Source organism: Gilliamella sp. App4-10, assembly GCF_001690495.1.
Classification (GTDB): Bacteria; Pseudomonadota; Gammaproteobacteria; order Enterobacterales; family Orbaceae; genus Gilliamella; species Gilliamella apicola_G.
Genome location: NZ_LZGS01000048.1, coordinates 56,366 through 82,398, shown reverse-complemented (window position 1 = coordinate 82,398; position 26,033 = coordinate 56,366). Strand labels below are relative to the sequence as shown.

Sequence of the window (26,033 nt, the reverse complement as noted above, 5' to 3'; positions counted from 1 at the left end):
TTTACTGCCTAACCACATAATTAAAGAGAACTATTATATGGCTAAACAATTAAATAGAACTAACTTTCCTGGTCGAAATTACCCTGAAAAGATTATCCAATTTGGTGAAGGTAATTTTTTAAGAGCATTTGTTGATTGGATTATTGATAATCTAAACACAAAAACAGACTTTAATAGTGGTGTAACAATTATAAGGCCTATTGATACCCATCAACCCTCAATTAATGAACAAGATGGAATTTATACAACTATTATTCGCGGTCTTAATGAACAAGGTGATGCTATTGCTATACCTCAAATTATCTACTCAGTTAATCGTGAAATCTTGATATATCAAAATTATCAATTATATTTAAAATGTGCTGAAAATCCTGATTTAGAATTTATTTTCTCAAATACAACTGAAGCAGGAATAGTATTTAATGATAAAGATAAAGCTACCGATGCACCACCAACAACTTTCCCAGCAAAATTAACCTGTTTTTTACATCATCGATTCGAATTTTTTAACGGGCAAAAAGATAAAGGTTTAATTATCATTCCATGTGAGCTCATTGATTATAACGGCGAAAAACTAAAAGAGTTGGTACTAGAATATGCAAAATTATGGCAACTTAGTGATAGCTTTATTATATGGATTAACGAAAGTAATACATTTTGCTCAACGTTGGTTGATCGTATAGTAACAGGCTACCCAAAAGATGAAGCTACACAGCTTGAACAACAACTAAGCTACCAAGACCGATTTTTAGATACAGCAGAATACTTCTATTTATTTGTTATTCAAGGACCCGATTGGTTAAAACAAAAATTAAGGCTTGATCAAGTAGATATTAATATTTTAGTGGTTGATGATATTAAACCTTACAAAGAAAGAAAAGTTGGAATCTTAAATGGTGCCCATACAGCAATGGTTCCCGTCGCTTACCTTGCTGGACTACGTACTGTCGGCCAATGTATGAATAATCCGCAAATTGAAAGTTTTGTTAAAAATCTCCTTAATCAAGAAGTAATTCCAACCCTATCTTTGGATAAAGAACAACTAAAACAATTTGCCGATGAGGTATTAAAACGTTTTAAAAATCCATTCATCAAACATGAATTAATGTCTATTTCATTAAATTCATTAACTAAATTTAAAACTCGCTTGCTACCACAGTTATTAACCTATAGTCAACGATTTAACCAACCACCAAAATATATTTCATTTTCATTAGCTGCACTTATTGCTTTTTATCGTGGAGAGTACCAAGGTCAAACGATTTCATTAACGGATGATGCTCATTTATTAGAAAAATTTAATGAATGGCAACCACTTTATCAAAATGACGTAAAAACATTAGTTACAAATGTCTTAAAAATGACTGAGCATTGGGGACAAGATCTAAATAATGTCAATGGATTAACCGATTTAGTCACGGAAAATCTAAAAAACATTTTATCACACGATATTAAAAATTATATTCCAAATAATTAAACATCAGGAGTCAATCAAATGTCTAAAATGAAATATATTGTTATTCCAGAACCAGGAAAAGTTGAAATCAATGAAATGGAAAAACCAACATTACAAAAGGGTGAAGCCATTTTAAAAGTGCTATATGGTGGGATTTGTGGTTCAGATATGGGAACGTATAAAGGTACTTTCCTTTATGCCAGCTATCCTCGCATTCCTGGCCATGAATTTTCGGCCGAAGTTGTAGAGGTTGGCGAAAATAATCATGGCATCAAAAAAGGCATGATTGTGACAGCAAATCCTTATTTTAACTGTGGTAAATGTTACTCTTGCCGTCGTGGATTTGTTAATTGTTGTACAAACAATCAAACTCTTGGAGCACAACGTGATGGTATTTTTAGAGAATATTATAGCATGCCAATTGAACGTATTTATGACGGTAAAGGGTTAGATGCATTAACGCTTTCAATGATTGAACCGTTTTGTATTAGCTATCATTCCGTTCAACGAACATCAGTAAAAGAAGGTGATAAAGTATTAGTTGTTGGCGCAGGACCTATCGGTTTATTTGCAGTTATGGCTGCCGTATTAAAAGGAGCTCAAGTATATGTAAGTGATATAATGCAATCACGATTAGATAAAGCATTATCATTAGGTGCAAAAGGTGTTATTCGAACAGATAAAGAAAACTTTGAAGAAAGAGTAAAAAATCTTACTCAAGGCGATGGATTTGATGTTTGCATTGAATGTGCAGGACTACCACAAACTTTTCAAAACTGCATTGATGCAGCAGCGTACCGTGGGCGCATTGGTTTAGTCGGTGTCAGTAAGCAAACGTTAGATTTTGCTTTTACCCAAATTCAAACAAAAGAGTTAGATATTTTTGGTTCTCGTAATGCCCTCAAAAAAGATTTTATCGAATTAATTGATTTAGTCAGATCAGGAAAATGTGATGTCAAAAAAATCATTACCGATGTATACCCGTTATCTGATGCTGAAAATGCATTCCAAGAAATGCGAGATGCCCCACATGCTCGACTAAAATCAGTAATAAAAATCAGTTAAATCAATAACAATCTGCTAATTAATGCCTTTGCTAAAAGTAGCGAAAATGTGCATTTATAGGAATGGGTTTATGAAAAAAACTATTAAAATAAACGATAATGATAATGTAATTATTGCCTTAGAACCATTACATCAAGGCGATAAAATAATTAGCGAACCTGTAACTCAACATCAAATTACTGCATTACAAACTATCCCATCAGGTCATAAAATAGCAATAAAACCAATTGCACAAGGAGAAAATATTGTAAAATATGGCTTCCCAATTGGTCATGCAACACAAGCGATTCAAGTAGGCGAGCATGTTCATACTCATAATGTGAAAACTAATCTTGGCAAATTTCACGAATATCAATATCAACCTGTTACAGGACAAATTTCAACTCAATTTGGAGATAAAGAAGTTAATCTTTATCGAAGAAACAATAACGATGTTGGTATACGTAACGAGCTTTGGATCATTCCTACAGTTAGCTGTGTTAATGGTATTGCTGAACAAATTCGTAAACAATTTTTAACCGATATTTCTCAAGACCTTTTACAAAAACCCTCTAATTTTGATGGTGTTTATCTGCTCTCTCATCCTTATGGTTGTTCACAATTAGGCTCCGATCATCAAACAACAAAAACCATATTACAAGATATGGTTAAACATCCTAATGCAGGCGGAGTTTTAGTTATTGGCTTAGGTTGTGAAAATAATCAACTTAATACATTTAAGGAAAGTCTTGGAGAGTATGATGGCGAGCGAGTTCGCTTCATAGTTGCCCAGGAAGTTGAAAATGAAATTAAACAAGGTATCAATTATTTGCACGATATTTACCAAATCATGAAATCAGATCAGCGTCTACCGGGTAAACTAAGCGAACTTAAATTTGGACTTGAATGTGGAGGTTCTGATGGCTTATCTGGCATTACAGCTAACCCATTATTGGGCAAATTTTCTGATTATATAATTACTCACGGAGGAACAAGTGTACTAACCGAAGTTCCAGAAATGTTCGGCGCAGAAACGATTTTAATGTCTCATTGCATTAATGAACAAATATTTGACAAAACTGTAAATATGATTAATAACTTCAAACGGTATTTTATTTCATACAATCAACCTATTTACGAAAACCCCTCCCCTGGTAATAAAGCTGGAGGTATTACTACACTAGAAGATAAATCTTTAGGTTGTACACAAAAAGCGGGAAATAGTACCGTTATGGATGTATTAGATTATGGTGACAGACTCCAAAAAACAGGCTTAAATTTATTATCTTCTCCGGGCAATGATGCTGTTGCAACGGGAGCATTAGCCGCAGCAGGTTGTCATATGGTGCTATTTTCCACAGGACGAGGAACACCTTATGGTGGTGTCGTGCCAACAGTAAAAATTGCTACTAATTCAGCATTGGCACAAAAAAAGACACATTGGATAGATTTTGATGCGGGACAATTAGTAAATGGAATAACAATGGATAAGTTACTAGAACAATTTATTGATTTAATTGTACAAATAGTTAATGGTAAACAGACATGTAATGAAATCAACCATTTTAAAGATCTATCCATTTTTAAAAATGGCGTAACAGAATAACTTTCTTTATTATTAATGGTAACTTAAAGTTAATATTAATAATCATACTTAACCTGACAGCTACTGAATAAAAATAAAACAACCATCAGATTAAATTTAAGCTAATTTGATTTATTAAGGTGTTTTAATCAACTAACGTTGATCATCAATGGTCACACCTGATGGTGGCATAAACTGGAACTTTTCTAACGACACCTTGCCCAGTGTTTGGTGAGATAAGTTGTAAAAACTACGTTGGCCATCTTCTTCAATAATAGTAAAGTTAGAAATTATACCGGTAGGCAATACCGAAATAATAAAATCTTGATTAGAACCATCTGTTGGTTTTAACGTAAATGAATCTTGTTTTCGAGTCACATTATAAATATCCCAAATTGGATTATGGCTATTAGTAATTAATAGCATTAATCGGTTATCAATTGCTTTTTTTAAGTCCATCACGCTAACTTGTTGAACAGATGGCGTATACACCCAAATATTCTTTCCATCAGAAATAATTGATGTTTCATCTGGTTCGTTCATTGTCCAATTAAAATAATAAGGTCTGTTGACCCATAAATCACCTTTTCCTTCTTGCACCAGCTGATTGTCGACAGTTTTCACATCTTGAGAAAATCTTGCATAAAATCCTTCAATTTTATCTAGGCGTTGTTGCAATACTTCTTTATCGCTAGCCCATGTTGACGATGCACCAATCAATAATCCTAACAATAATAAAAATTTCTTCATGACGAGTCCTTATGTTTGTTTTCGGCTCTATAACTACATTTTAATCAGTTTAATTTAGATTAAAATCTTACTTTTTTGCTTTACAAAGAAAGCGATTTTCTTTTTCACTTATTGATTAACAAGTATATAATATATTTCATATTGCAAAAACTGGATATAGTGTACCATGCCTAGTATGTCTTTTGAATTTACAACTGAAGAGTTTAAGCCTTTAGCGGCAAGAATGCGTCCACGTAATCTATCTGAATATATAGGCCAATCTCATTTATTAGGTAAAGATAAATCACTACCCAAAGCTATCGAAGCAGGAAACTTACACTCAATGATCCTTTGGGGACCGCCAGGCACAGGCAAAACCACTTTAGCTGAAATTATTGCCCACCATGCTAATGCTACAGTTGAAAGAATTTCGGCTGTAACATCAGGTATCAAAGATATTCGCGAAGCCATCGAGCGTGCAAAAATCAATCAGCAAGCAGGGGTACGCACTATTTTATTTGTTGATGAAGTCCATCGATTTAACAAAAGTCAACAAGATGCTTTTTTGCCTTATGTCGAAAATGGTACTGTCACGTTTATTGGTGCAACAACCGAAAATCCTTCATTTGAATTAAACTCTGCATTGTTATCTCGTGCCAGAGTTTATTTGCTCAAATCATTAACCAACTATGAAATTGAACAAATTTTACAGCAGGCGATGAACGATCCAAACCGTGGTTACGGTAATCGAGACATCATTCTATCTGAAGAAATAAAAAAACAAATTGCTGAATTTGTAGGAGGCGATGCAAGGCGAGCACTCAACACACTTGAACTATTAATTGAAATGTCAGACGGCCATGAACTTACACCAGATTTACTTAAAGAAGTGACGGGAGAACGCAGCGCTAGATTTGACAATCAAGGTGATCGTTTTTACGATTTAATTTCAGCGGTACATAAATCAATACGTGGTTCTGCAGCCGATGCTGCACTTTATTGGTATGCAAGGATTATCACTGCTGGTGGTGATCCACTCTATGTTGCACGTCGATTATTAGCCATTGCCTCAGAAGATATTGGCAATGCCGACCCGAGAGCCATGCAAGTAGCTCTTGCAGCATGGGACTGCTTTACACGAGTGGGGCCGGCTGAAGGTGAACGTGCAATTGCGCAAGCAATCATTTATCTTGCTTGCGCACCAAAAAGTAATGCTGTTTACCTTGCTTTTAAACAAGCAATGACTGATGCCAAATCTAAACCTGATTATGATGTTCCTGAGCATTTACGCAATGCACCAACAAGTTTAATGAAAAACTTAGGTTATGGCGCTGAATATCGTTACGCTCATGATGAACTCAACGCTTTCGCTGCCGGAGAAAATTACTTTCCACTAGAAATGGCTAATACAAAATATTACCACCCTACAACACGTGGTGCAGAAAAAAATTATGTTGATAAAATAGCATGGATAGAAGAACAAAACCGGACAAGCCCGATTCAACGCTATAAATCTAAAAGAAACAGTTGATTTTATAATGCATTTCTGTATGTAACCCAACCTATCATCAGTTAATTTTTTAAAACTTTCAACAAGTTAAACAAACTCAAAACAAATAACAACAGGAATCCTAACTAAATAATTAATAGCTAATAACTATTATCTGAGCAATAATTAATTTAAGTATACTTTTACTTAAATAACATTTTTAATTTTATAAATTAGCTCCTTTAAATAAAAATTTAAGGTAAATGTGTAACGGGTAGTTTTAAGTAAAATCGAAAATAAGTAGTAGTAGAAAGTAGAAAGTAGAAAGTAGAAAGTAGAAAGTAGAAAGTAGAAAGTAGAAAGAAGTATTATGAACAAAATCATAACGAAAAAAAACTTTAATAAAATTGTATCTGGGCTATATCCATTCCTGTTTTGCACTATGAGCCACGCCTATCTGACAGCCAAAACTGCTCAAGAAATTCAAGGTAATTTACCATCATTATCAACAGAAATTGAAAAAAATATAGAAGACTTAGAACTATTTGGGCTGACTGTTGATGGCAAAAACTATTATGGTAACGAGATAGACCAAATCTCCTTATCAGCAGCTTATCCATTTAAAAATAAAATCGCAATAGCTCCAATAAAACAACCTAATTTAGATCAATACATTGATATTGATGGTGATGAATTAGGATATCTTGCAATACAACCTCCCGCTAAAATAACATGGTATTATACGAATTCAAAAAATAAAATAGTGGAATTTATACCGACAGATTCCGATACCTTTTGCTCATTAGCAAAAGGAGGAAAATTTGGCCCATATAAAATAAAAATATCCGGTGATTTAATTTTAACTTCCAAGTATGGAATTCCGCTTACCAATCAATATCCGAATAATAGAATTACCAAACACCCATCTAAAACTTATACAATAAGTTCAGATTCAGGAATTTGTTACGCAAGACCAGAATTAGCTCCCCAAGAGGCTGCTGCAAGTATCGCAAATCAATGGGACCCAAATAATGGCTTTTTAGCTCAATCTACTGTTGACCCCACTAAAAATTTCCCGACAACCGCTTTTTATGGTGCTCAATTTGACCTTTTATTAGCCCAAAAAGGGTTAGCTAAAAATTATGATTGGATGCTCGTGAAAGGGCGTGAACTTGTCACTATTTCTAATACTGCCGATGTAGTTACCGTTAGATTTAATACCTCTCAAGCAATGAACACTAGCATGGCTTGGCAGTATATAATGGGATCAAGTGATGGATATACAGTTATCATTCAAGGTAGAAATAAAACCACAGGCAATATTATTCAATACCCATTCACAATTACCAAATGGTTCAGTGACTGGGATAAAACAGTCATTGGTCTACCTAAAGCCAGTAAGGGAGAGGTAGACGATATAGTTGCAGGATGTAACTCATTGCAAGGAAAATATCGTATAAGTCATGCAAATGAATTGAGTAATGCTCCATTTGGTCAGAGTGCTGGGACTGCAAAATTCACCCGAGAGATAGGCACATTATTAGGGGAATGGGGAGATCCTTCTCAAGAGGCTTACCCTAATTCTTGGGCTGCAAAAATCAAAGGTGATCACGACCAAGGTAAAGCTTATCAACGTATTTGGGTATGGGATACTGATGTCGAAGACTACTGCGACTATCATCCTTACAACGCTAAATATCACTGCCGAGGAGAAACTGAAGATAAAAATGCCGTCTGTACAGCTATTAAATAACAACCAATAATTAAGCGTCCTAAAGATCTACTTAATAACATGTGGATCTTTAGAAAAAAACAAACAAAAACAATGTAAACTTATTATATCTCCAAAAAATACCATCCAAAGACAGATAATAATGATATTAATTGGTACCGTTGTAAGTATCGCCATCTTGTTTAAAATAAGTTTATGAAAATAAAACATTATCTTTGCATCTAGGCGATATACTGAATTTTCGAGAAATTATGTCAGCCTATTGCACTATTGCATGAAATATTGTATTAATAATATGGATATTAATATAAAAACATCACCATCAAATCAAAAATTTAATAAGCATCCTCGCTTCTTTAAGCAAATAAAAGCAAATTTTATATAGAAATAATACTTTTTGCTGTTTAATTAAAAATGATCAATAGGTATTACAAAATTTTTCCATAAAAATCTATCGAATTAAACTATTTGTTTATATATCCAAAATTGTCTATTCTATTCGGCGTTATATATATGTTTATGATTGAATAAAAAAAACTTTTTTGATTAAAATCAAAATTACTAATAAGGAAAATAAACAAACAATGACTAGTAATAAAAAATTTTTAAAAACAATGGTATATACAATATACTTATTACAATTTTCAACAATAAGCCATGCAGCTTTATCGACAAAAAGTACACTAACAATACAAGGAAATAAACCAAAACTTTCCGATACTATTGAAAATAATATTGAAGATTTTGAACTTTTTGGCTTAACCTTAGACGGGAAAAATTACTATGGCGACGAAGTGAGGAACATGCCTCTTCCCGTTAGCTATTCATTCCTAGATCGTATTCAAATAGCACCGTTAAAACAACCTGATGATAGTCAATATTTAGATATTGATGGTGATGAATTAGGCATTCTTAATACAAAAGAGCCTCCAAAAATTACGTGGTATTATACAAATCAATCAAATCAATTAGTCGAATTTACTCCGACCAAAAGTGATACTTTTTGTTCATTAGCAAAAAATAAAAAATTAGCCCCATATAAAGTAAAAATATCTGCTGATTTAATATTATCGTCAAAATATGGTGATCCGAAGTCTTATGAATATCCAAATGAAAACATTATCAAACAACCCTCTAAAACTTACACGATACTTTCTGAGTCTGGTTTTTGTTACGCAAGACCAGAACTAGCTCCAATAATGGTAGATCAAAGTTTCGCAAATCAATGGGATGCAACTAATGGCTTTTTAGTTCAATCTACTATTGACCCAACTAAAAACTTCCCAACAACCGGCTTTTATGGTGCTAAATTTGACCTTGTATTTGCTCAACCAGGAAGTGCCAATAATTATAATTGGACTCTAGTAAAAGGGAGTGAACTTGTCACTATTTCTAACAATGCTGATATAGTTACCGTCAAATTTAATACTCCACAAGCATTGAACAATCAAACGGCTTGGGAACACGTTATGAGATCTGATAACGGATATACAGTTATTATTCAAGGAATAAATAAAACCTCAGGCAATATTATTCAATACCCTTTCACCATTACAAAATGGTTTACTGGCTGGGATATAAGAACACAAGGGCAAGCTAAAGCAAGTAAAGGAGAGGTAGACGCTATAATTGCAGGATGTAACTCATTGAAAGGAAAATATCGTATAAGTCATGCAAATGAAGTAAGTAATGCACCTATGGGTAAAAAAGGTGATGCCTCATACACCCGAGAGATAGGCACATTATTAGGAGAATGGGGAGATCCTTCTCAAGAGGCTTATCCTAATTCTTGGGCTGCAAAAATTAAGGGTAATCACGATCAAGGTAAATCTTATCAACGTATTTGGGTATGGGATACTCATGTAAAAAATTACTGCGACTACCACCCTTACAACGCTAAATATCATTGCAAAAAAGAAACTCAAGAAAAAAATGGTATCTGTACGGCAATTAAATAAATACCATCAATTAAATTTTCTAAAAGATCTACTTAGTAATATGTAGATCTTTTTATTCATAATTTTATTAATATTTTAATTTTGAATCCTTATGTTAAAACCTGTCGATAATTCAATTAAAAAAGCTTGGCTTAAAAATGCATTATGATTATTTAACCAAATACATAAGAATAAACAGCCCGGAAAAATCGAGTTATACTACAACTAAGTATTTTTTATTATTATTTTGATATTAATCATTAGTTAACAAAAGTTTTAACCATCAATAAATTTTTTTTCATTGATTTTAACTATCATTAATACCCTGATTGAACGAATTAAACGATTTGTTTATAACCAATAAAACCTCTACCCTATATAAAGCTCAGTATAAAATTTACACTAAAAACCTTGATTGAAGTTGCAATGATTGTTTTTAAATAAAGATAATTAATAATGGAAAGAAGATAACAATGAATATAATTAGAGGACATTTTAAAACAATCATATATGCAATATGCTTACTACACCTTACAACTAGTAATGCAGTTTTATCGACAAAAACCGCACATATAGTTCAAGGAACTAAACCAAAATTTTCATCTGCAATCGAAGCAAATATTAGTGATTTTGAGCTTTTTGGCTTAACCGTTGATGATAAAAATTACTATGGCAATGAAATAAGTAATATGTCAATACCTATTAGCTACTCATTTAAAAATCGCATTAAAATAGCACCGTTAAAACAACCCAATCGTGACCAATATTTAGACACTGATGGCGATGAGCTAGCCATCCTTGATACAAAAGAAAATCCTCAATTGATTTGGTATTATACAAATGCATCGAATCAATTAGTCGAATTTACACCTAAAGATAACGACACTTTTTGCTCATTAACACAAAAAGGGCAATTAGGCCCATATAAAGTAAAAATATCGGCTGATCTAACATTATCCTCCAAGTATGGTATTCCCAATTCTAATGAATATCCTAATGAAGATATCATTACACACCCATCAAAAATTTATACCGTATTAGAAGACGCAGGAATTTGTTATGCAAAGCCTGAGTTAGCACCAACACAAGCTTCAGCAAGTACAAAAAATCAATGGAATATAAAGTATGGATTCTTAACTCAGTCTAACATTGATACTAATAAAAACTTTCCAACGACCGCTTTTTATGGTGCTCAATTTGACCTTTTATTAGCCAAAAATGGGCTTGCTAAAAATTATGATTGGCAGATCGTTAAAGGAAATGAACTTATCACTATTTCTAATAATGCCGATGTAGTCACCGTCAAGTTTAATACTGCACAAGCAGCGAATACCAAAACAGCTTGGCAGCATGTTATGGAGTCTAATAATGGGTATACCGTTATCATTCAAGGAAGAAATAAAGTCACAGGCCACACTATTCAATACCCATTCACCATTACCAAATGGTTTTCTGACTGGGATAAAAATTTTATTGGCCAATCAAAAGCCAATAGGGGTAGCGTACAAGAAGTTATTTTAGGTTGTGAAACACTAAATGGTAATTATCGTATAAGCCATGCAGATGAATTGAGTAATGCTCCATTTGGTCAGAGTGCCGGTACTGCAAAATTCACCCGAGAAATTGGTTCATTATTAGGTGAATGGGGAGATCCAAATCAAAAAGCCTACCCTAATTCTTGGGCGGCAGCCTCTAACCAAGCTTTGTCTTTTAAACGTATCTGGGTGTATGACACCGTTGCAAAAGAATACTGTGATTTACACCCTTACAACGCTAGATATCACTGTCGCTCAGAGAGTGAACATAAAAATGGCGTCTGTATTGCTATAAAATAAATACCTTCAATTAAGCTATCTAAAAGATCTACCTAATAATAGGTAGATTTTCTACTTTCGTAATTTTATTTTTTTTCACTATATTTATCATTTTTAATGATAATTGTACTGCTTTTATATAAGCGACAACAAATTTGATTTATTACTTTTTAGAATATAATTAATTTATTAACTACTACATGTAGTAGTTAATAAATTAATAGGTACTACATATTGTATAATTTGATAAACATCAATTATCATAAGTAAAAAAATAAATTTTAAAAATTGAGTAGAAAGAATGAATAAATCAATACTAGTTACAAAACGGGATGGAAATAAAGAACCAATCAACCTTGATAAAATCCATCGGGTCATTGCGTGGGCTGCTGAGGGTTTAGACAATGTTTCCGTTTCTCAAGTTGAATTGCGTTCACATATTCAATTTTACGACGGTATTCGCACATCGGATATTCATGAAACAATTATCCGTGCGGCTGCCGACCTGATCTCACAAGAAGCCCCTGATTATCAATATTTAGCTGCGCGTTTGGCCATTTTTCATTTACGTAAAAAGGCCTATAACCAATTTACGCCTCCATCACTATACGAACATGTTAAAAAATTGGTCAACAGTGAACGTTACGATAAACATTTACTTGAGGATTATACCCAAGAAGAGTTTGAACAAATGGACAAAATGATTGACCATTGGCGAGATATGTCGTTTTCATATGCGGCGGTCAAACAACTTGAAGGGAAGTATTTGGTACAAAATCGTGTTACTGGCGAGATTTATGAAAGTGCGCAGTTTTTATATATTTTAGTCGCAGCTTGTTTATTTGCTAACTATCCTAAAGAAACACGCCTTAACTATATTAAACGTTTTTATGATGCTGTTTCTACCTTTAAAATTTCATTACCAACCCCTATTATGGCAGGTGTTCGTACGCCTACTCGCCAATTTAGTTCTTGTGTATTAATTGAGTGTGATGATAGCTTAGATTCAATCAATGCAACGGCAAGTGCGATTGTAAAATATGTATCACAACGCGCCGGGATTGGCATCAATGCGGGGAAAATTCGTGCTTTAGGTAGCTCAATTCGCGATGGTGAAGCTTTCCATACTGGCTGTATTCCATTTTATAAATACTTCCAAACAGCTGTTAAATCTTGTTCGCAAGGTGGTGTTCGAGGTGGTGCTGCAACCGTTTTTTATCCTCTTTGGCATTTAGAAGTCGAAAGTTTATTAGTCTTACGCAACAACCGTGGGGTTGAAGAAAACCGTGTTCGTCATCTCGATTATGGGGTACAAATCAACAAATTACTGTATCAACGGTTAATCAAAAACGAAAATATTACCCTATTTAGCCCATCAGATGTACCTGGACTTTATGAGGCTTTTTTTGCTGATCAAGATAAGTTTGAAACGCTTTATCACCAATATGAGCAAGATGTCAATATTCGCAAACGCGTGGTTAAAGCGGTTGAACTTTTTGCATTATTAATGCAAGAACGCGCATCAACTGGGCGTATTTATATCCAAAATGTTGATCACTGTAATACCCACAGCCCATTTAATGCTCAATTGGCGCCTGTTCATCAATCTAATTTATGTATGGAAATTGCATTACCTACCAAGCCACTTAATAATGTCAATGATGAAAACGGGGAAATTGCACTTTGTACGTTGTCGGCCTTTAACCTTGGTAAAATCGAATCATTAGATGATTTTGAAGAGCTTGCTGACTTAACTGTACGTGCACTTGATTCACTACTGGATTACCAAAATTACCCAGTTCCTGCAGCTCGAAACTCTTCAATCAATCGTCGCACATTAGGCGTTGGCGTCATTAACTATGCTTATTATTTAGCAAAAAATGGCGTTAAATATTCTGATGGTAGTGCCAACAATTTAACGCATCGTACTTTTGAAGCCATGCAATATTACTTGCTAAAAGCCTCTAATAACCTTGCAAAAGAAAAGGGAGCATGCCCACTATTTAACGAAACAACTTATGCGCAAGGCATTTTACCAATCGATACTTATAAAAAAGATTTAGATACTATTACCAAAGAGCCTTTACACTATGATTGGGAATCACTTCGAGAATCAATTAAAACTCATGGGTTACGTAATTCAACTTTATCGGCATTAATGCCGTCAGAAACATCTTCACAAATATCCAATGCAACAAATGGCATTGAACCACCACGAGGATTTATTAGTGTTAAAGCTTCGAAAGATGGTATCTTAAAACAAGTTGTGCCAGATTATAATGGGCTAAAAAATTTCTACGAGCTACTTTGGCAAATTCCTAATAATACAGGGTATTTGCATTTGGTGGGAATTATGCAAAAATTTATTGACCAATCAATTTCGACTAATACCAATTATGACCCGACTAAATTCCCAAATGATAAAGTCCCAATGAAACAGTTATTGGCTGATTTATTAACTGCTTATAAGTTTGGCGTAAAAACACTTTATTATCACAATACCCGCGATGGTGCTGAAGATATTCAAGGTGATATAGCACTGACTAAAAGTGATGATGGTTGCGAAGGTGGCGCTTGTAAGATTTAACCATTATTAAAACAAAAAATAGCTACACGCTAACACTTAGTTTTTATGGGGAGTAACAAGTCATTCCCCATTTAATTTACCTTTTACACTGTCGGAAGGTAGCGGTAAAAGCAACGATAAATTAGTAGGAGTTCTTTTATGAGTATGAATTACAGTACTTTCTCGCATGTGCATAATGATCAACTCAAAGAACCGATGTTTCTTGGACAATCGGTAAATGTTGCACGTTATGATCAGCAAAAATATGAGATGTTTGAAAAGTTAATTGAAAAACAACTCTCGTTTTTCTGGCGACCAGAAGAAGTTGATATATCACAAGATCGTATTGATTATTCACACCTTCCTGAACACGAAAAGCATATTTTTATTAGTAATTTAAAATATCAAACATTACTCGATTCCATTCAAGGACGTAGTCCCAATGTTGCATTACTGCCGCTGATTTCAATTCCAGAACTTGAAACTTGGGTAGAAACGTGGTCGTTTTCAGAAACTATTCATTCACGTTCTTATACCCATATCATTCGTAATATTGTTAATGATCCATCGGTCGTGTTTGATGATATTGTCACCAATAAAGAAATTCAAAAACGCGCAGGTGATATTGCAGGTTATTACGATGACCTTATTAGCTATGCAAGTTACTATAATTTATTTGGCGAAGGCAAACATAACATTAATAATCACATCGTTTCCATTAATTTACGTGAACTAAAAAAGAAACTTTATCTGTGCTTAATGAGTGTCAATGCACTTGAAGCTATTCGCTTTTATGTCAGTTTTGCCTGCTCATTTGCCTTTGCTGAGCGTGAACTAATGGAAGGTAACGCTAAAATCATCAAACTGATTGCTCGCGATGAAGCGCTACATTTAACTGGCACACAGTTTATGATAAATACACTGCGTAGTGGAGAAGATGATCCCGAAATGGCAGAAATTGCCAAAGAGTGCGAACAAGATTGTTATGATCTATTTTTACAAGCCGCCAATCAAGAAAAAGAGTGGGCAGAATACCTGTTTGAAGGCGGTTCAATGATTGGCTTAAATAAAGATATATTATGCCAATATATCGAATATATTACTAATATTCGCATGCAAGCCGTAGGACTAAAATTACCCTTTGAAGTTAAATCAAATCCAATTCCATGGATCAATAACTGGCTTGTGTCTGATAATGTACAAGTAGCACCGCAAGAAGCCGAAATGAGTTCATATTTAGTTGGACAAATTGACTCTGAAATTAACGAAGAAGATTTAAGCGATTTTAAATTGTAATTTTTATATTCAGACATATACCATCCTGAAAATTTTTGACAAAAGGAACAAATTATTGTTCCTTTTTAATAATTCATATCAGTCGCTAATAATACACTTTCTACTAACTGTAACTTGACAGTCATTTAAAATAGAGTAAGGATATTGTTTAAATTTTCTCTATTTTTCTCCGACGGGGTTTCCTAAAAAAGAATTGCTTCACGGGCAACCAAGGAAACTACTATTACAATGCTCATTTTAAGTAATTATTGTTATAGAATCGGATTAGGTAAAGTATGAGCCAAACTAGAATTTATTAGGATAAAGGAATAGCTGAAATTTTTTCATATATTAAAAACTCATATTATGAGTGATATGTTATTATCAAACACGGAGGAAGGAAGAAATAAATTACTATTTGAATATATTTAAAATTATTATAAAAAGGTCGTTAGTACTCCATCAATGACCGGTTATTACAACAACAGTATAAACACTTGTATGACTAAAAGAAGTAATTTATACAGGCAAATTCTATCTGATATTTTGGTGAGTATCACCTTACACAATTTATTTTAATTGGGAAAGGAAACGACCACCCGATTATTAATTGAGATCATCAAATATTAAATAAAGCTAATCATGTAATCGCTTAGAGTAACAACAACACAACCGACTCTGGCTATTCAGAAAATAAGGTCATATTGAGATATAAAAAGGATTAAAGGATTGTTTTATGACTTGGATAACAGCAAAATCAGTCACCGATCACCGTCAATCATCAAAAGTAACCACCAAAATCAGGACGGGGTTGAGACCATTAGAAAATATTTTAATTCGAAGAATACCGGTTAATTTGCTGGTATCACAAGTTGGGCATTTTTGGATTGAACTTTTACATAAAGATGAAACTGAAATAGATGAGTTAATGAAAAATACATTTAAAAAGGGATTGAAAGAAAAAGACATTAATGATGAAAATGGAAATCCGCTACAACACTCGACCAAAGCCAACAATTTTAGAGAAAGTTATGGTTGGTATCCAGTGCAAATGAAAATCCAACTACTAAATATTTTTATTGACAAGAGAATAGTATCAAGTGACGGTATTTTAAACGGCGACCATGCTCAAAGACGAAAAGAAGATGAGGAAGAAACATTAACCGAATTAACTCATACAAAAGATCGGAAAGCTGGGCGCAAATCAAATAATAATGAATATTCTAGTCGTGCCTTTGATCCGCATCAAAGTAATCGTTTTCATCCTGAGAAAATTAAATTTACCTCTCACCCTTATGTGTTGCCTAGTGATACGCGAAGCGATGAAGAGATATTTAATGAAATTAGAGCATTTGCACAAGCGTTTGAAGATGAATGGAGTTGGGGCTATGACTGTTATAAGGAAACTAATTGTCATACCTTTTTATTTTTATTGTTAGCTACCTGTAATCTGGCTGATCCTGATTGTATTGGAGAAGAACTAGATAGACATTTTAAGCGTTATAAAAAATCATTAGATAAACACTGTAAAGGCGTAAAAGAAACAACTATTAAAAGAAGAATATTAATGGAAAAGCTATTAGACATATCTGAAAATGCGAAACCAAAATAATACAAATACAACTAGTAAACCTAAATTTAAAGAAGTTGCTGATAATATGAAAAACTTAATAAAGATAAGTTTAATCCCTTTTTTATTATGGGTAGGAACTTTTCAATATGCTTTAGCCGAGGTAAAAATGAATAACCAACACGTTCAAATAATAAAAAATTTAAAAAAACAAGGCATTATTCCGAATAAAGTCTATTTTCAACTTGATTTTATGCTCTTTATCGATAATCAATATAGCTTTCCTGAAAAAGATTTATTTTCGTCAGTAAATGGTTTAGAAACCAATCCAAAGATGTATAAAATGGCGACTCAAAATATTTCTCAAGTAAAATTAAATGAAAACTATCAATATAGCGATATATTTCAACGTGAACGCAATATTATTGAAATTATGTATCCGTCTGATTCTTTTCAGTCATTAGAAGATGGAGTTTATTTTTATACGTTAGATGAAAATAAACAATTACATAAACAAGCTTCATTTGAAAAGGTATTTGAGCTACCTTGCTATTTACGGGTTGAAAAAAAACATGGCATTGTGGTCAGTACCCAAAAAAGATGTTTAACATCTATAAATCATTATACTTATGATTATTGGGCCAATAATAACTTAAAGAATCTTAAATTAGAAATGTATGATACAAATCATAATATTATTTATTCTTCTGAAATATGGTTTGATGAAAATACTGGATTAATGTCTAAAGCGATTAAAAGAAATATCAAAACAGGACGTTATATCATTGAATCCTATATTAGACAGAATGGTATCTATGAAATTGATAATTATTTTGATAATCAAGACGTTAAGACTAATCACGTAATTTATTATGAAAAACCAAAGCGTATAGAAAATCAAATCTTAAATAAAGATGGCAACGTGATTAAAACCAAAAGCCAAAAGCCGGAAGAAATCTTCGATTTTGAAAAGGATCTCGATGAGCCCTATCCTTACAATAAATTAATCATGGATGTGCAAAAAAGTAATGCACTGTTAACTGGTTCGATGTTTGAACATAGTATGGGTGATAATAATCAATATGACAGTGAAGCTGCAAATAGAGCTCAATATTTAGGTATTAAGCCCCATCAAGTTTATTACCATCAATTGCCCTTCCCCAATTTTATGGTTGAACGTTACAAAAATTTTCCCCATCAGGCACCATTAACGTTAATTGAAGCCGAAAACCAATTCCCACTTGATAAATACAGCGATTTAATTCAAGTAGAAATAGGAGATAATTATCAGTATAAAAAAATTAACAAAATAAAATGGCAACAATCACCAATCTCATTACCTTTAGCGCAGTTTAAATCATTAGAAAATGGTATATATTTTTATACACTAGCGAATAAAGACCAATTAACTCCACTAGATAGCGTAGAACAGGCGGTTAGCCTCCCCTCTTATATCCGTGTTGAAAAAGAAATGGGCAAAATCGTATCAATATTACAAAAAACACGAGTACAGTGGCTATCAACTGAATTTGAATACCAGAAAAATACCCCTGTTAGCAGTAAATTGACTGTGCTTGAAAGTCATCTGGTGCCAAAGTTAGTTATAGAGACCGAGTATGAAAAAGGCAGTTATGTGCCGTTATCTCAAGTTATCAAAAATACCCAAGGAATCACTATCAGAACATTCATACACTGTAAAAAGCAGAAAATTACTGCAATGTTAGACAGATTTAATGAACAAGGTATTAAAACTAATCATATTGAAATATCGAGTGAAGGAGATATCGAGAACCAATATCTTGATAAGAATGGCAACGTGTTATTTACCACTAATGAAATTAAAGACCAAAATAACCCACAACTCTACGATAACTTACCTTTCAATCCTGATGGTTTTGAAATGATATTGTTTGAACATTTTTAATGACAAAATGGAAACTAAATAATTTAAATAGGGTACGTTAATCAACTTCATTCTAAGTAATAACAACTGTTGCTTGACAGCAACACTAAATCGGGTAAGGATATCAATAAATTTCCTTTGTTTTAATGTTATTACTATGAATGAGACCCGCTTATCATACCCTATTTCTCCCCTTGATTTTAGCGATGACCAAATAAATGTTAGTTACCTCAAACAACAACTTGATGATTTTCAACAATGGTCTAAGTCTCAATTTGAGCAACAAGCCGATATTGATATATTAGTGCATTTACGCAGTCAATTTATCGACCATTTACTTGAGCGCTTATGGTGTTTTTACCAAATTCCTAAACATGTCTCTTCTTTTTTTAAACGCAATCGCATCGCTTTGGTTGCCGTTGGGGGCTATGGTCGGGCTGAATTGCATCCATTGTCAGATATTGATATTTTGATACTAAGTGATTATCCATTGACTAAAGAGATTGAAAAACAGATCGGTGATTTGGTTCGCTTGTTATGGGATTTACATTTAGATATAGGTCACAGTGTTAGAACATTGAGAATTTGCTTGCAAGAAGCGAAAAATGATATCACCATAATGACTAATTTAATTGAATCAAGACTTATTTCGGGCAATCAATTACTATTAGATGAATTACACAAACAAATTTTTAGCGATAAGATATGGCCTTCTCGTGCTTTTTATCAAGCAAAAATTAAAGAACAACAAAACCGCCACCAGCAGTATCACAGTACCTCTTATAATCTAGAACCTGATTTGAAAAATAGTCCTGGCGGATTACGCGATATGCAGATAATCCAATGGATCGCCATTCGCCATTTTGGTGGTGAATTTTTACAAAAAATGGCTGACTTCAATTATTTAACCCCTGAAGATATTGAAGACTTCAAAACTTGCCGTAAATTTTTATGGCGAATGCGTTTTGCCTTACACTGCGTGATCTCACGTTATGATAACCGCTTACTTTTTGATCGGCAGCTTAGCATTGCCAATATGTTAGGTTACAAAGGCGAAGGTAACACACCAGTAGAAAAAATGATGCACGACTACTATCGTGTCGCTCACAACATTACTGAACTCAATCAGATGTTATTACAACTGTTTTATGAATCGATACTTGAGCATAACCCAAAAAATAAACCTTATGATATTGATGAATATTTTCAAATTAGAGAAAACTTAATTGATATAAAAGAGGATAACCTCTTTAAAAAAGATCCTGTCTTGATTATGCAGCTTTTTTATACTATTTTGCTTAATCCACAAATTACAGGGCTTTATTCAAACACCATTAGGCAGTTACGTTCGGCAAGAAGAAAATTAAAAGCTTTGCTATGTGAAGATCCTAAATCGCGGCAAATTTTTATGATGATCATCAAACACCCTAACGCAATAAAAAAAGCCATTTTACCCATGCATCAATATGGCATATTAGCCGCATATATTCCAGACTGGAAGCATATCGCTGGCATGATGCAATTTGATCTTTTTCATGCTTATACCGTTGATGAACATACCATTCGATTGCTAATTGAATTAGATAACCTAAAAACAGATAGCGGCAAACAAAAGCATCCTAATAGTTCGAGAGTATTTGCTAAATTATCCAAACCAGAACTACTCATTATCACAGGTCTATTTCATGATATAGGTAAAGGTCGACATGGTGATCATTCTGAAATAGGTGCACAGCTCGTTGAAAAATTTTGTCAATTACACCAGCTAGATGCCAAAGATACCGATTTAATTATTTGGTTAGTACGCTATCACTTACTGATGTCGGTAACCGCACAAAGTCGCGATTTGCAAGATCCCGCAGTGATTCGAGAGTTCATTCAACAAGTAAAAAGTAAGCGTCGCTTACAGTATTTGCTCTGTTTAACTATTGCCGATGTTTGTGCAACCAATGAAACGCTTTGGAATAGCTGGAAGCAAAGCCTAATGCGTGAGCTCTATTTTACCGCAATGCGATCATTTGATTCAGGTATCCACCAAATTCCAGAGCAACGAAGTATTGCAAGGCAACACAAACAAGACGCACTCGCGACTTTACTCAAACAAAATTACGATGAATGGCAAATCAAGAATTTTTGGCAAGACTGTCGAGTTGACTACTTTCTGCGGTATACAACAGAACAAATTGTTATACATGCTCAAAATTTATTACATCATGATTTAACGCAAACCTTAGTGTTAATCAATCCAAACCCATACCATGGTGGCAGTGAGATTTTTATTTATTCGCCAGATAGGCCTTATCTATTTGCAACTGTTTGTAATACACTCAGTATGCATAATTTAACTATTCATGATGCACTCATTATTACCAATAAAAAAGGCTTTGCCCTTGATACATTTATTGTACTTGAACCAAATGGGCAAACAGTGCAAGAAGATCGGCATCAAGGTATTATCAAAGCTCTAGAAAAGGCACTACAACACCCCGTTTATCAAGGGGTGGCAATTAAACCACCAAAGAAAAGATTGCAATCTTTTTCTGTACCAACACAAGTCAATTTTTTATCCGCTTTCAATGAAAAGCAAACGTATATGGAACTCATTGCCTTAGATATGCCTGGATTACTTGCTTGTGTCGGCGAAATATTTGCTCATTTAGATTTATCATTACGGAGTGCTAAAATTGCCACTATTGGTGAACATATTGAAGATCTATTTATCTTAACTGATAAATACAACAATGCACTGGATGATACTACCTGTAATCAATTACGAGAATCAATCGTAACCACCATTGATTCAATGAACTAATTAACCCAATTAAAGACATCGCTTATGCAATTTTTTATTATTTTGTTTCCCATTTTTGCTATTTTTATTGTCGGATTTATCGCACAAAAAGCCTTAAAATTTGATGTTGCTAATCTATCGAAAATGTCACTTTATGTGTTATCCCCATTTTTAGCATTTAAAACATTTTATACGCATACGTTAACTGCCGATTATCTATTTTATATCTGTTATATTTTTGGTCTCTGTTTTTCATTAGTCCTTATCATCTCCATTTGGTCTATGATGATGAAATATTCAACCAAAGAGCGCTGCGCTATGATTTTAAGTGCATGCTTTATGAATAATGGCAACTACGGTACCCCTGTACTTTTAGTTTTTTTTGGCTCGGTGGGATTTGACCTTGGCGTAATTATGATGGTATTACAACAATTTGTAATGAGCACAGTTGGCATCTATTATGCAGCAAAAGGGAGTGCGCGTAGTGATATTGTCAGTCAAAAAGATGTCATCAATAAAGTTATCCGCATGCCTGTGGCTTATGGTGCTTTATTAGGTATGCTTTTTCAGTTATGCCATATTTCTTTGTCCAAATCCATCATGACATCCATTGGCATGATTGGCGACTCATCAATCGTTGTAATTATGATTATTTTGGGAATGCAATTAGCCAAAATCAAGATCCAACAACTGGATTATCCTAAACTTTCATTTTCATTACTCACCCGAATGATTATTTCACCGCTAGTTGCATTTGGCATGGTCTATTTTATGCCTATTTTGCCGATTTATAAGCAAATATTAATCGTATTAGCCGCCATGCCAAGTGCCGCCAATACAACACTCATGTCAGTACAGTTTGATACTCATCCCGAACTGGTATCAAGTGCAACCTTAGTTAGTACATTATTGAGCTTAATCACATTACCTATTGTCCTATGGCTTGTTGGCGCGCCAATACCGTTTTAATCGTCAAAGCGCTCTCTAGTCAGAAAGCGTTGTGCCAGATAATTTAAAATCTGGTTTGAAGTCGCTAAAATCATTGCCCACACTTTACCTTTTATAAAAAATAAAACAGCGGGTAATTAATCCTTACCTAGCCACTCTTTTTCAAACTGATTGACAAACTCAACCAAAAAATGATGCCGTTGCTCAGCTAGCTTTTTAGCTATTGGGGTATTCATCTTATTTTTAAGCAAAAAAAGTTTTTCATAAAAATGATTAATAACGGTATTGGGTTGTTTATAATTATCTTCATTCAATGCAGTTCGTGGTGAAATATCAGGATCGTACATGATATGATGTTTATTGCCACCATAATAAAAGGTGCGAGCAATACCAATTGCCCCCAATGCATCTAAGCGATCAGCATCTTGCACAATTTGCCCTTCTAATGATAATGTTTTTTTCTGATTAAGATTTTTTCGATATGACATATTTTCAATAATGTCAAAAATCATTTTAATTTCGCTATCGGTTAACGCCTGTAATATTAAATAATCACGCAACTCAATGATAGCTTGATTCACATCAGCAACCACTTTTTCATCAATCACGTCATGTAAATAGGCACTCACAATCACAATAAAACCATTCGCTTTTGGCTCATACTTTAAAATCTGCTCGGCCAATCTCACCACTCGCTCAATATGCGCCATATCATGACCCGAAAAGTCATTAGCTAATTTTTGTTTAACAAAAGCTTGTATGGCTTGAATAACATCCACTTGTTGATTATTTCTTTGATTATTCATAACTTAATTTCACTAATTTAATTTACACAAACTGATTTTCCATACAAACAAATACTAGTTTACTCATAATTGGAGTATACAAGAAGATTATAAAAACAAGGCTTCAAGCGAGATTAGTTCTATTTTTATGCTACCAATGGTAGGGACTTTCTCAACATTGGGAAATACCTTTATTTATTTTATGTGCGCTATTAGTTCAAATAACCCACTAAAAAGCGAATTGTTTTTTCAACAATCTAAAAGAATATAAAGTTCCTTTTTCATATTTCACTTACCAATAAAATAAATTATTTTCTTCTTACTCTAACTTTGCCTTCTGATAATAGCACACCGCAAAGCGTAAACAATGTTCCAATGGCGGCAATCGAAGTAAAAGACTGGTTCAAAATCACAACTGCTGCAATAATAATTAGAAGCTGTTGTGTAGGTTAATGCAATATTTTCACACAAAAAGTAACAAGTCACACCACAAAGCCCTGCGCATAAAAACATACACTCTTGCTTAATGCCCTGCCAAGCAAAAAAACGTGGCGATAAGAACCACAGGACTATATAGCCAAGAGAAAATCGAAAAAACAAAATCTCAATTGGTTTAAAATCAATTAATAATATCTTAGTCGCGATAAATGTTGTTCCCCAAAGAAACACTGTCATTAATGCAATTAGGTGCCCTTGTGTCCTTTTTGAAAATAAAATAATTCTCTCTGCTTACTTAACTAATTCGAAATCAAAACACGATTTATAGCCTAAACTATGATTAAAAATAGAGTATTCAAAATAATTTTACATATTTTTTGAAAAGTCTTGATAACGAAACAAGGCACTATTTAGATAATCAAAATTTTAGCAATAATTAAAAGCACTAATGCAAAGTAATTAATAATAACTAAATGGGAAACTTAATAAATTGCTTAAGCGGAAAAATACAAGACAAAAAAAATCCACTCAAATATTCGAGTGGAGGGCAAAAAATGAAAAACGTAATCTGTTAATATAGACAGATTAAACGGCAAAAAGTTCAATTTAATTTCATATATTTTTTAATATTTAACTAAATAATAAATAACATATTGATTTTAAACATTAATTATTTTTTAAATATTTAAAAATAGTTATAAATATTATAAACCTTACTCATTGTCATTAATCAAAATAATCAGACGGTAATATACCTAATTTATAAAAAACGCGGTTATGCCTCATCGCCATGAAAGTACATATCTCTTTCTGCCCTCTCTTTCGTTTGTTGGCAAGCAAGTTTAGTGAGTTTTTGATTGATACACTGGTTATCACACGATTTAACAAATAGAGACTGTCAAGTCCAGTTAATCACGATAAGGTATAGAATCCTGAATATTTTTCACAAAAATATAGCCTAAAAAAGTAAATAGTCAGCTTACCGCCTTAATTTATCATCAATCGAGTTTTCTTTCTCACGTTATAAATGGACGGATTGCTGACCATAAAACCTTTAGCCAAATCAGTGATGGTTATTTTTCTTTATGATATAAGGGCAGATCGCTTAATAGCGATACAGCATTAGTTTTGTTTTTATATCTATTTATGACAGTCGCTCCTCAAATTACGGTAAATAACGCGATTAATTCCTAAGCCTAATTTAGCTGTTACAAACTTTATTTTTATACTGAAACACATAGTTATCTGAAACTTTTTTACAAACTTAAAATGGGTAAATTTTGATTAAATAGCAATCCTAAAACGATCGCGATATACTCTACTCAAAAATCGAGCTAACTCAGCCGTTGGCTAACTTGTATTCCGTCTTGAATTCACCTATAATGCCCTGATATTGTGCTTAGGTACAATTCACAATTGGGGCTGATTCTGGATTCGACGGGATTTGCGAAACCCAAGGTGCATGCCGAGGTGCGGTAGGCCTCGTAAATAAACCGCAAAAAAATAGTCGCAAACGACGAAAACTACGCACTAGCAGCTTAATAACCTGTTATAGAGCCTTCTCTCCCTAGCCTCCGCTCGTAGGACGGGGATCAAGAGGAGTCAAACCCAAACGAGATCGTGTGGAAGCCTTGCTTGGGGCGGAAGCATTAAACTTAATCAAGCTAGTCTATCAGTGGCGTGTTTGTTCGCAGCGGGTAGATGAAATTCAAAAACAAACTACGCATGTAGTACCGAGGATGTAGAGATTTCGGACGCGGGTTCAACTCCCGCCAGCTCCACCACTTCAATATTCCGTAATATTCTTTTACCCCCCACTAAAGCACATAAAACCCAGTAAGAACAAGCGTTAGAGACAGTTTTATCACTCTGTAAGTATCAACTAGATACATTTACAACCAAAATTTTAGGTATATGCTTAGTTATACAGGTAGTATATAACTAAAAATCGTATAACGACCTCATCGACAG

The 26,033-nt window shown here is 33.6% G+C and carries 16 protein-coding genes and 1 other RNA gene; 14 read left to right on the top strand and 3 right to left on the bottom strand.

Going from position 1 to position 26,033, the window contains the following annotated elements:
- Positions 1-37: 37 nt before the first annotated feature.
- The 3 genes from A9G23_RS10420 to A9G23_RS10410 all read left to right on the top strand — a co-directional run bounded on the left by A9G23_RS10420 (position 38) and on the right by A9G23_RS10410 (position 4,106).
- The gene (locus A9G23_RS10420) at positions 38-1,477 is read left to right on the top strand and encodes a tagaturonate reductase (protein WP_065587548.1); all 1,440 of its coding nucleotides are present in this window, start codon (positions 38-40) and stop codon (positions 1,475-1,477) included.
- Between the two features lie 27 nt (positions 1,478-1,504).
- Positions 1,505-2,521, top strand: coding sequence for a zinc-binding alcohol dehydrogenase family protein (locus A9G23_RS10415; protein WP_065587609.1), 1,017 nt, complete (start codon positions 1,505-1,507; stop codon positions 2,519-2,521).
- 70 nt (positions 2,522-2,591) lie between these two features.
- On the top strand, positions 2,592-4,106 hold the full coding sequence (locus tag A9G23_RS10410) for a UxaA family hydrolase (RefSeq protein ID WP_065587547.1): 1,515 nt from the start codon (positions 2,592-2,594) through the stop codon (positions 4,104-4,106).
- A gap of 132 nt (positions 4,107-4,238) precedes the next feature.
- Here A9G23_RS10410 and lolA read toward each other — a convergent pair whose 3' ends face one another.
- Positions 4,239-4,835, bottom strand: coding sequence for an outer membrane lipoprotein chaperone LolA (gene lolA, locus A9G23_RS10405; protein ID WP_065587546.1), 597 nt, complete (start codon positions 4,833-4,835; stop codon positions 4,239-4,241).
- A 175-nt stretch (positions 4,836-5,010) separates the two neighbouring features.
- On the opposite strand from lolA, the gene A9G23_RS10400 reads away from it, so the two are divergent.
- From A9G23_RS10400 to A9G23_RS10355, 10 genes are all read left to right on the top strand, one after another.
- On the top strand, positions 5,011-6,345 hold the full coding sequence (locus A9G23_RS10400; protein ID WP_442899774.1) for a replication-associated recombination protein A: 1,335 nt from the start codon (positions 5,011-5,013) through the stop codon (positions 6,343-6,345).
- 328 nt (positions 6,346-6,673) lie between these two features.
- Positions 6,674-8,056 (top strand): hypothetical protein, encoded by a 1,383-nt coding sequence (locus A9G23_RS10395; RefSeq protein WP_065587544.1) that lies wholly within the window; start codon positions 6,674-6,676, stop codon positions 8,054-8,056.
- A 563-nt stretch (positions 8,057-8,619) separates the two neighbouring features.
- Positions 8,620-9,993: a hypothetical protein gene (locus A9G23_RS10390; protein ID WP_065587543.1), complete on the top strand. Its 1,374-nt coding sequence runs from the start codon at positions 8,620-8,622 to the stop codon at positions 9,991-9,993.
- Positions 9,994-10,445: 452 nt separating this feature from the next.
- The gene (locus A9G23_RS10385; protein WP_065587542.1) at positions 10,446-11,807 is read left to right on the top strand and encodes a hypothetical protein; all 1,362 of its coding nucleotides are present in this window, start codon (positions 10,446-10,448) and stop codon (positions 11,805-11,807) included.
- Between the two features lie 280 nt (positions 11,808-12,087).
- Positions 12,088-14,373, top strand: coding sequence for a class 1a ribonucleoside-diphosphate reductase subunit alpha (nrdA, locus tag A9G23_RS10380; protein ID WP_065587541.1), 2,286 nt, complete (start codon positions 12,088-12,090; stop codon positions 14,371-14,373).
- Between the two features lie 144 nt (positions 14,374-14,517).
- A complete protein-coding gene (gene nrdB / locus A9G23_RS10375) occupies positions 14,518-15,648 on the top strand; it encodes a class Ia ribonucleoside-diphosphate reductase subunit beta (protein ID WP_065587608.1) in 1,131 nt (376 codons plus the stop codon).
- 715 nt (positions 15,649-16,363) lie between these two features.
- Positions 16,364-17,239 carry a hypothetical protein gene (locus A9G23_RS10370; protein WP_065587540.1) on the top strand — a complete coding sequence of 292 codons (876 nt, stop codon included), beginning with the start codon at positions 16,364-16,366 and terminating at the stop codon, positions 17,237-17,239.
- A 46-nt stretch (positions 17,240-17,285) separates the two neighbouring features.
- Positions 17,286-19,121: a hypothetical protein gene (locus tag A9G23_RS10365; protein WP_141674935.1), complete on the top strand. Its 1,836-nt coding sequence runs from the start codon at positions 17,286-17,288 to the stop codon at positions 19,119-19,121.
- Between the two features lie 136 nt (positions 19,122-19,257).
- On the top strand, positions 19,258-21,912 hold the full coding sequence (glnD, locus tag A9G23_RS10360) for a bifunctional uridylyltransferase/uridylyl-removing protein GlnD (protein ID WP_065587538.1): 2,655 nt from the start codon (positions 19,258-19,260) through the stop codon (positions 21,910-21,912).
- Positions 21,913-21,936: 24 nt separating this feature from the next.
- Entirely contained in the window at positions 21,937-22,860 is a 924-nt protein-coding gene (locus A9G23_RS10355) for an AEC family transporter (protein WP_065587537.1), read from the top strand.
- 116 nt (positions 22,861-22,976) lie between these two features.
- Here A9G23_RS10355 and A9G23_RS10350 read toward each other — a convergent pair whose 3' ends face one another.
- Positions 22,977-23,618, bottom strand: a complete 642-nt coding sequence (locus A9G23_RS10350; protein ID WP_176700618.1) for an HD domain-containing protein — start codon at positions 23,616-23,618, stop codon at positions 22,977-22,979.
- 330 nt (positions 23,619-23,948) lie between these two features.
- Positions 23,949-24,308 (bottom strand): DMT family transporter, encoded by a 360-nt coding sequence (locus A9G23_RS11315; protein WP_255306912.1) that lies wholly within the window; start codon positions 24,306-24,308, stop codon positions 23,949-23,951.
- Positions 24,309-25,480: 1,172 nt separating this feature from the next.
- Between A9G23_RS11315 and ssrA the strand changes: the two genes are divergently transcribed.
- Positions 25,481-25,846: a transfer-messenger RNA gene (ssrA, locus tag A9G23_RS10345) on the top strand.
- Positions 25,847-26,033 lie beyond the last annotated feature (187 nt).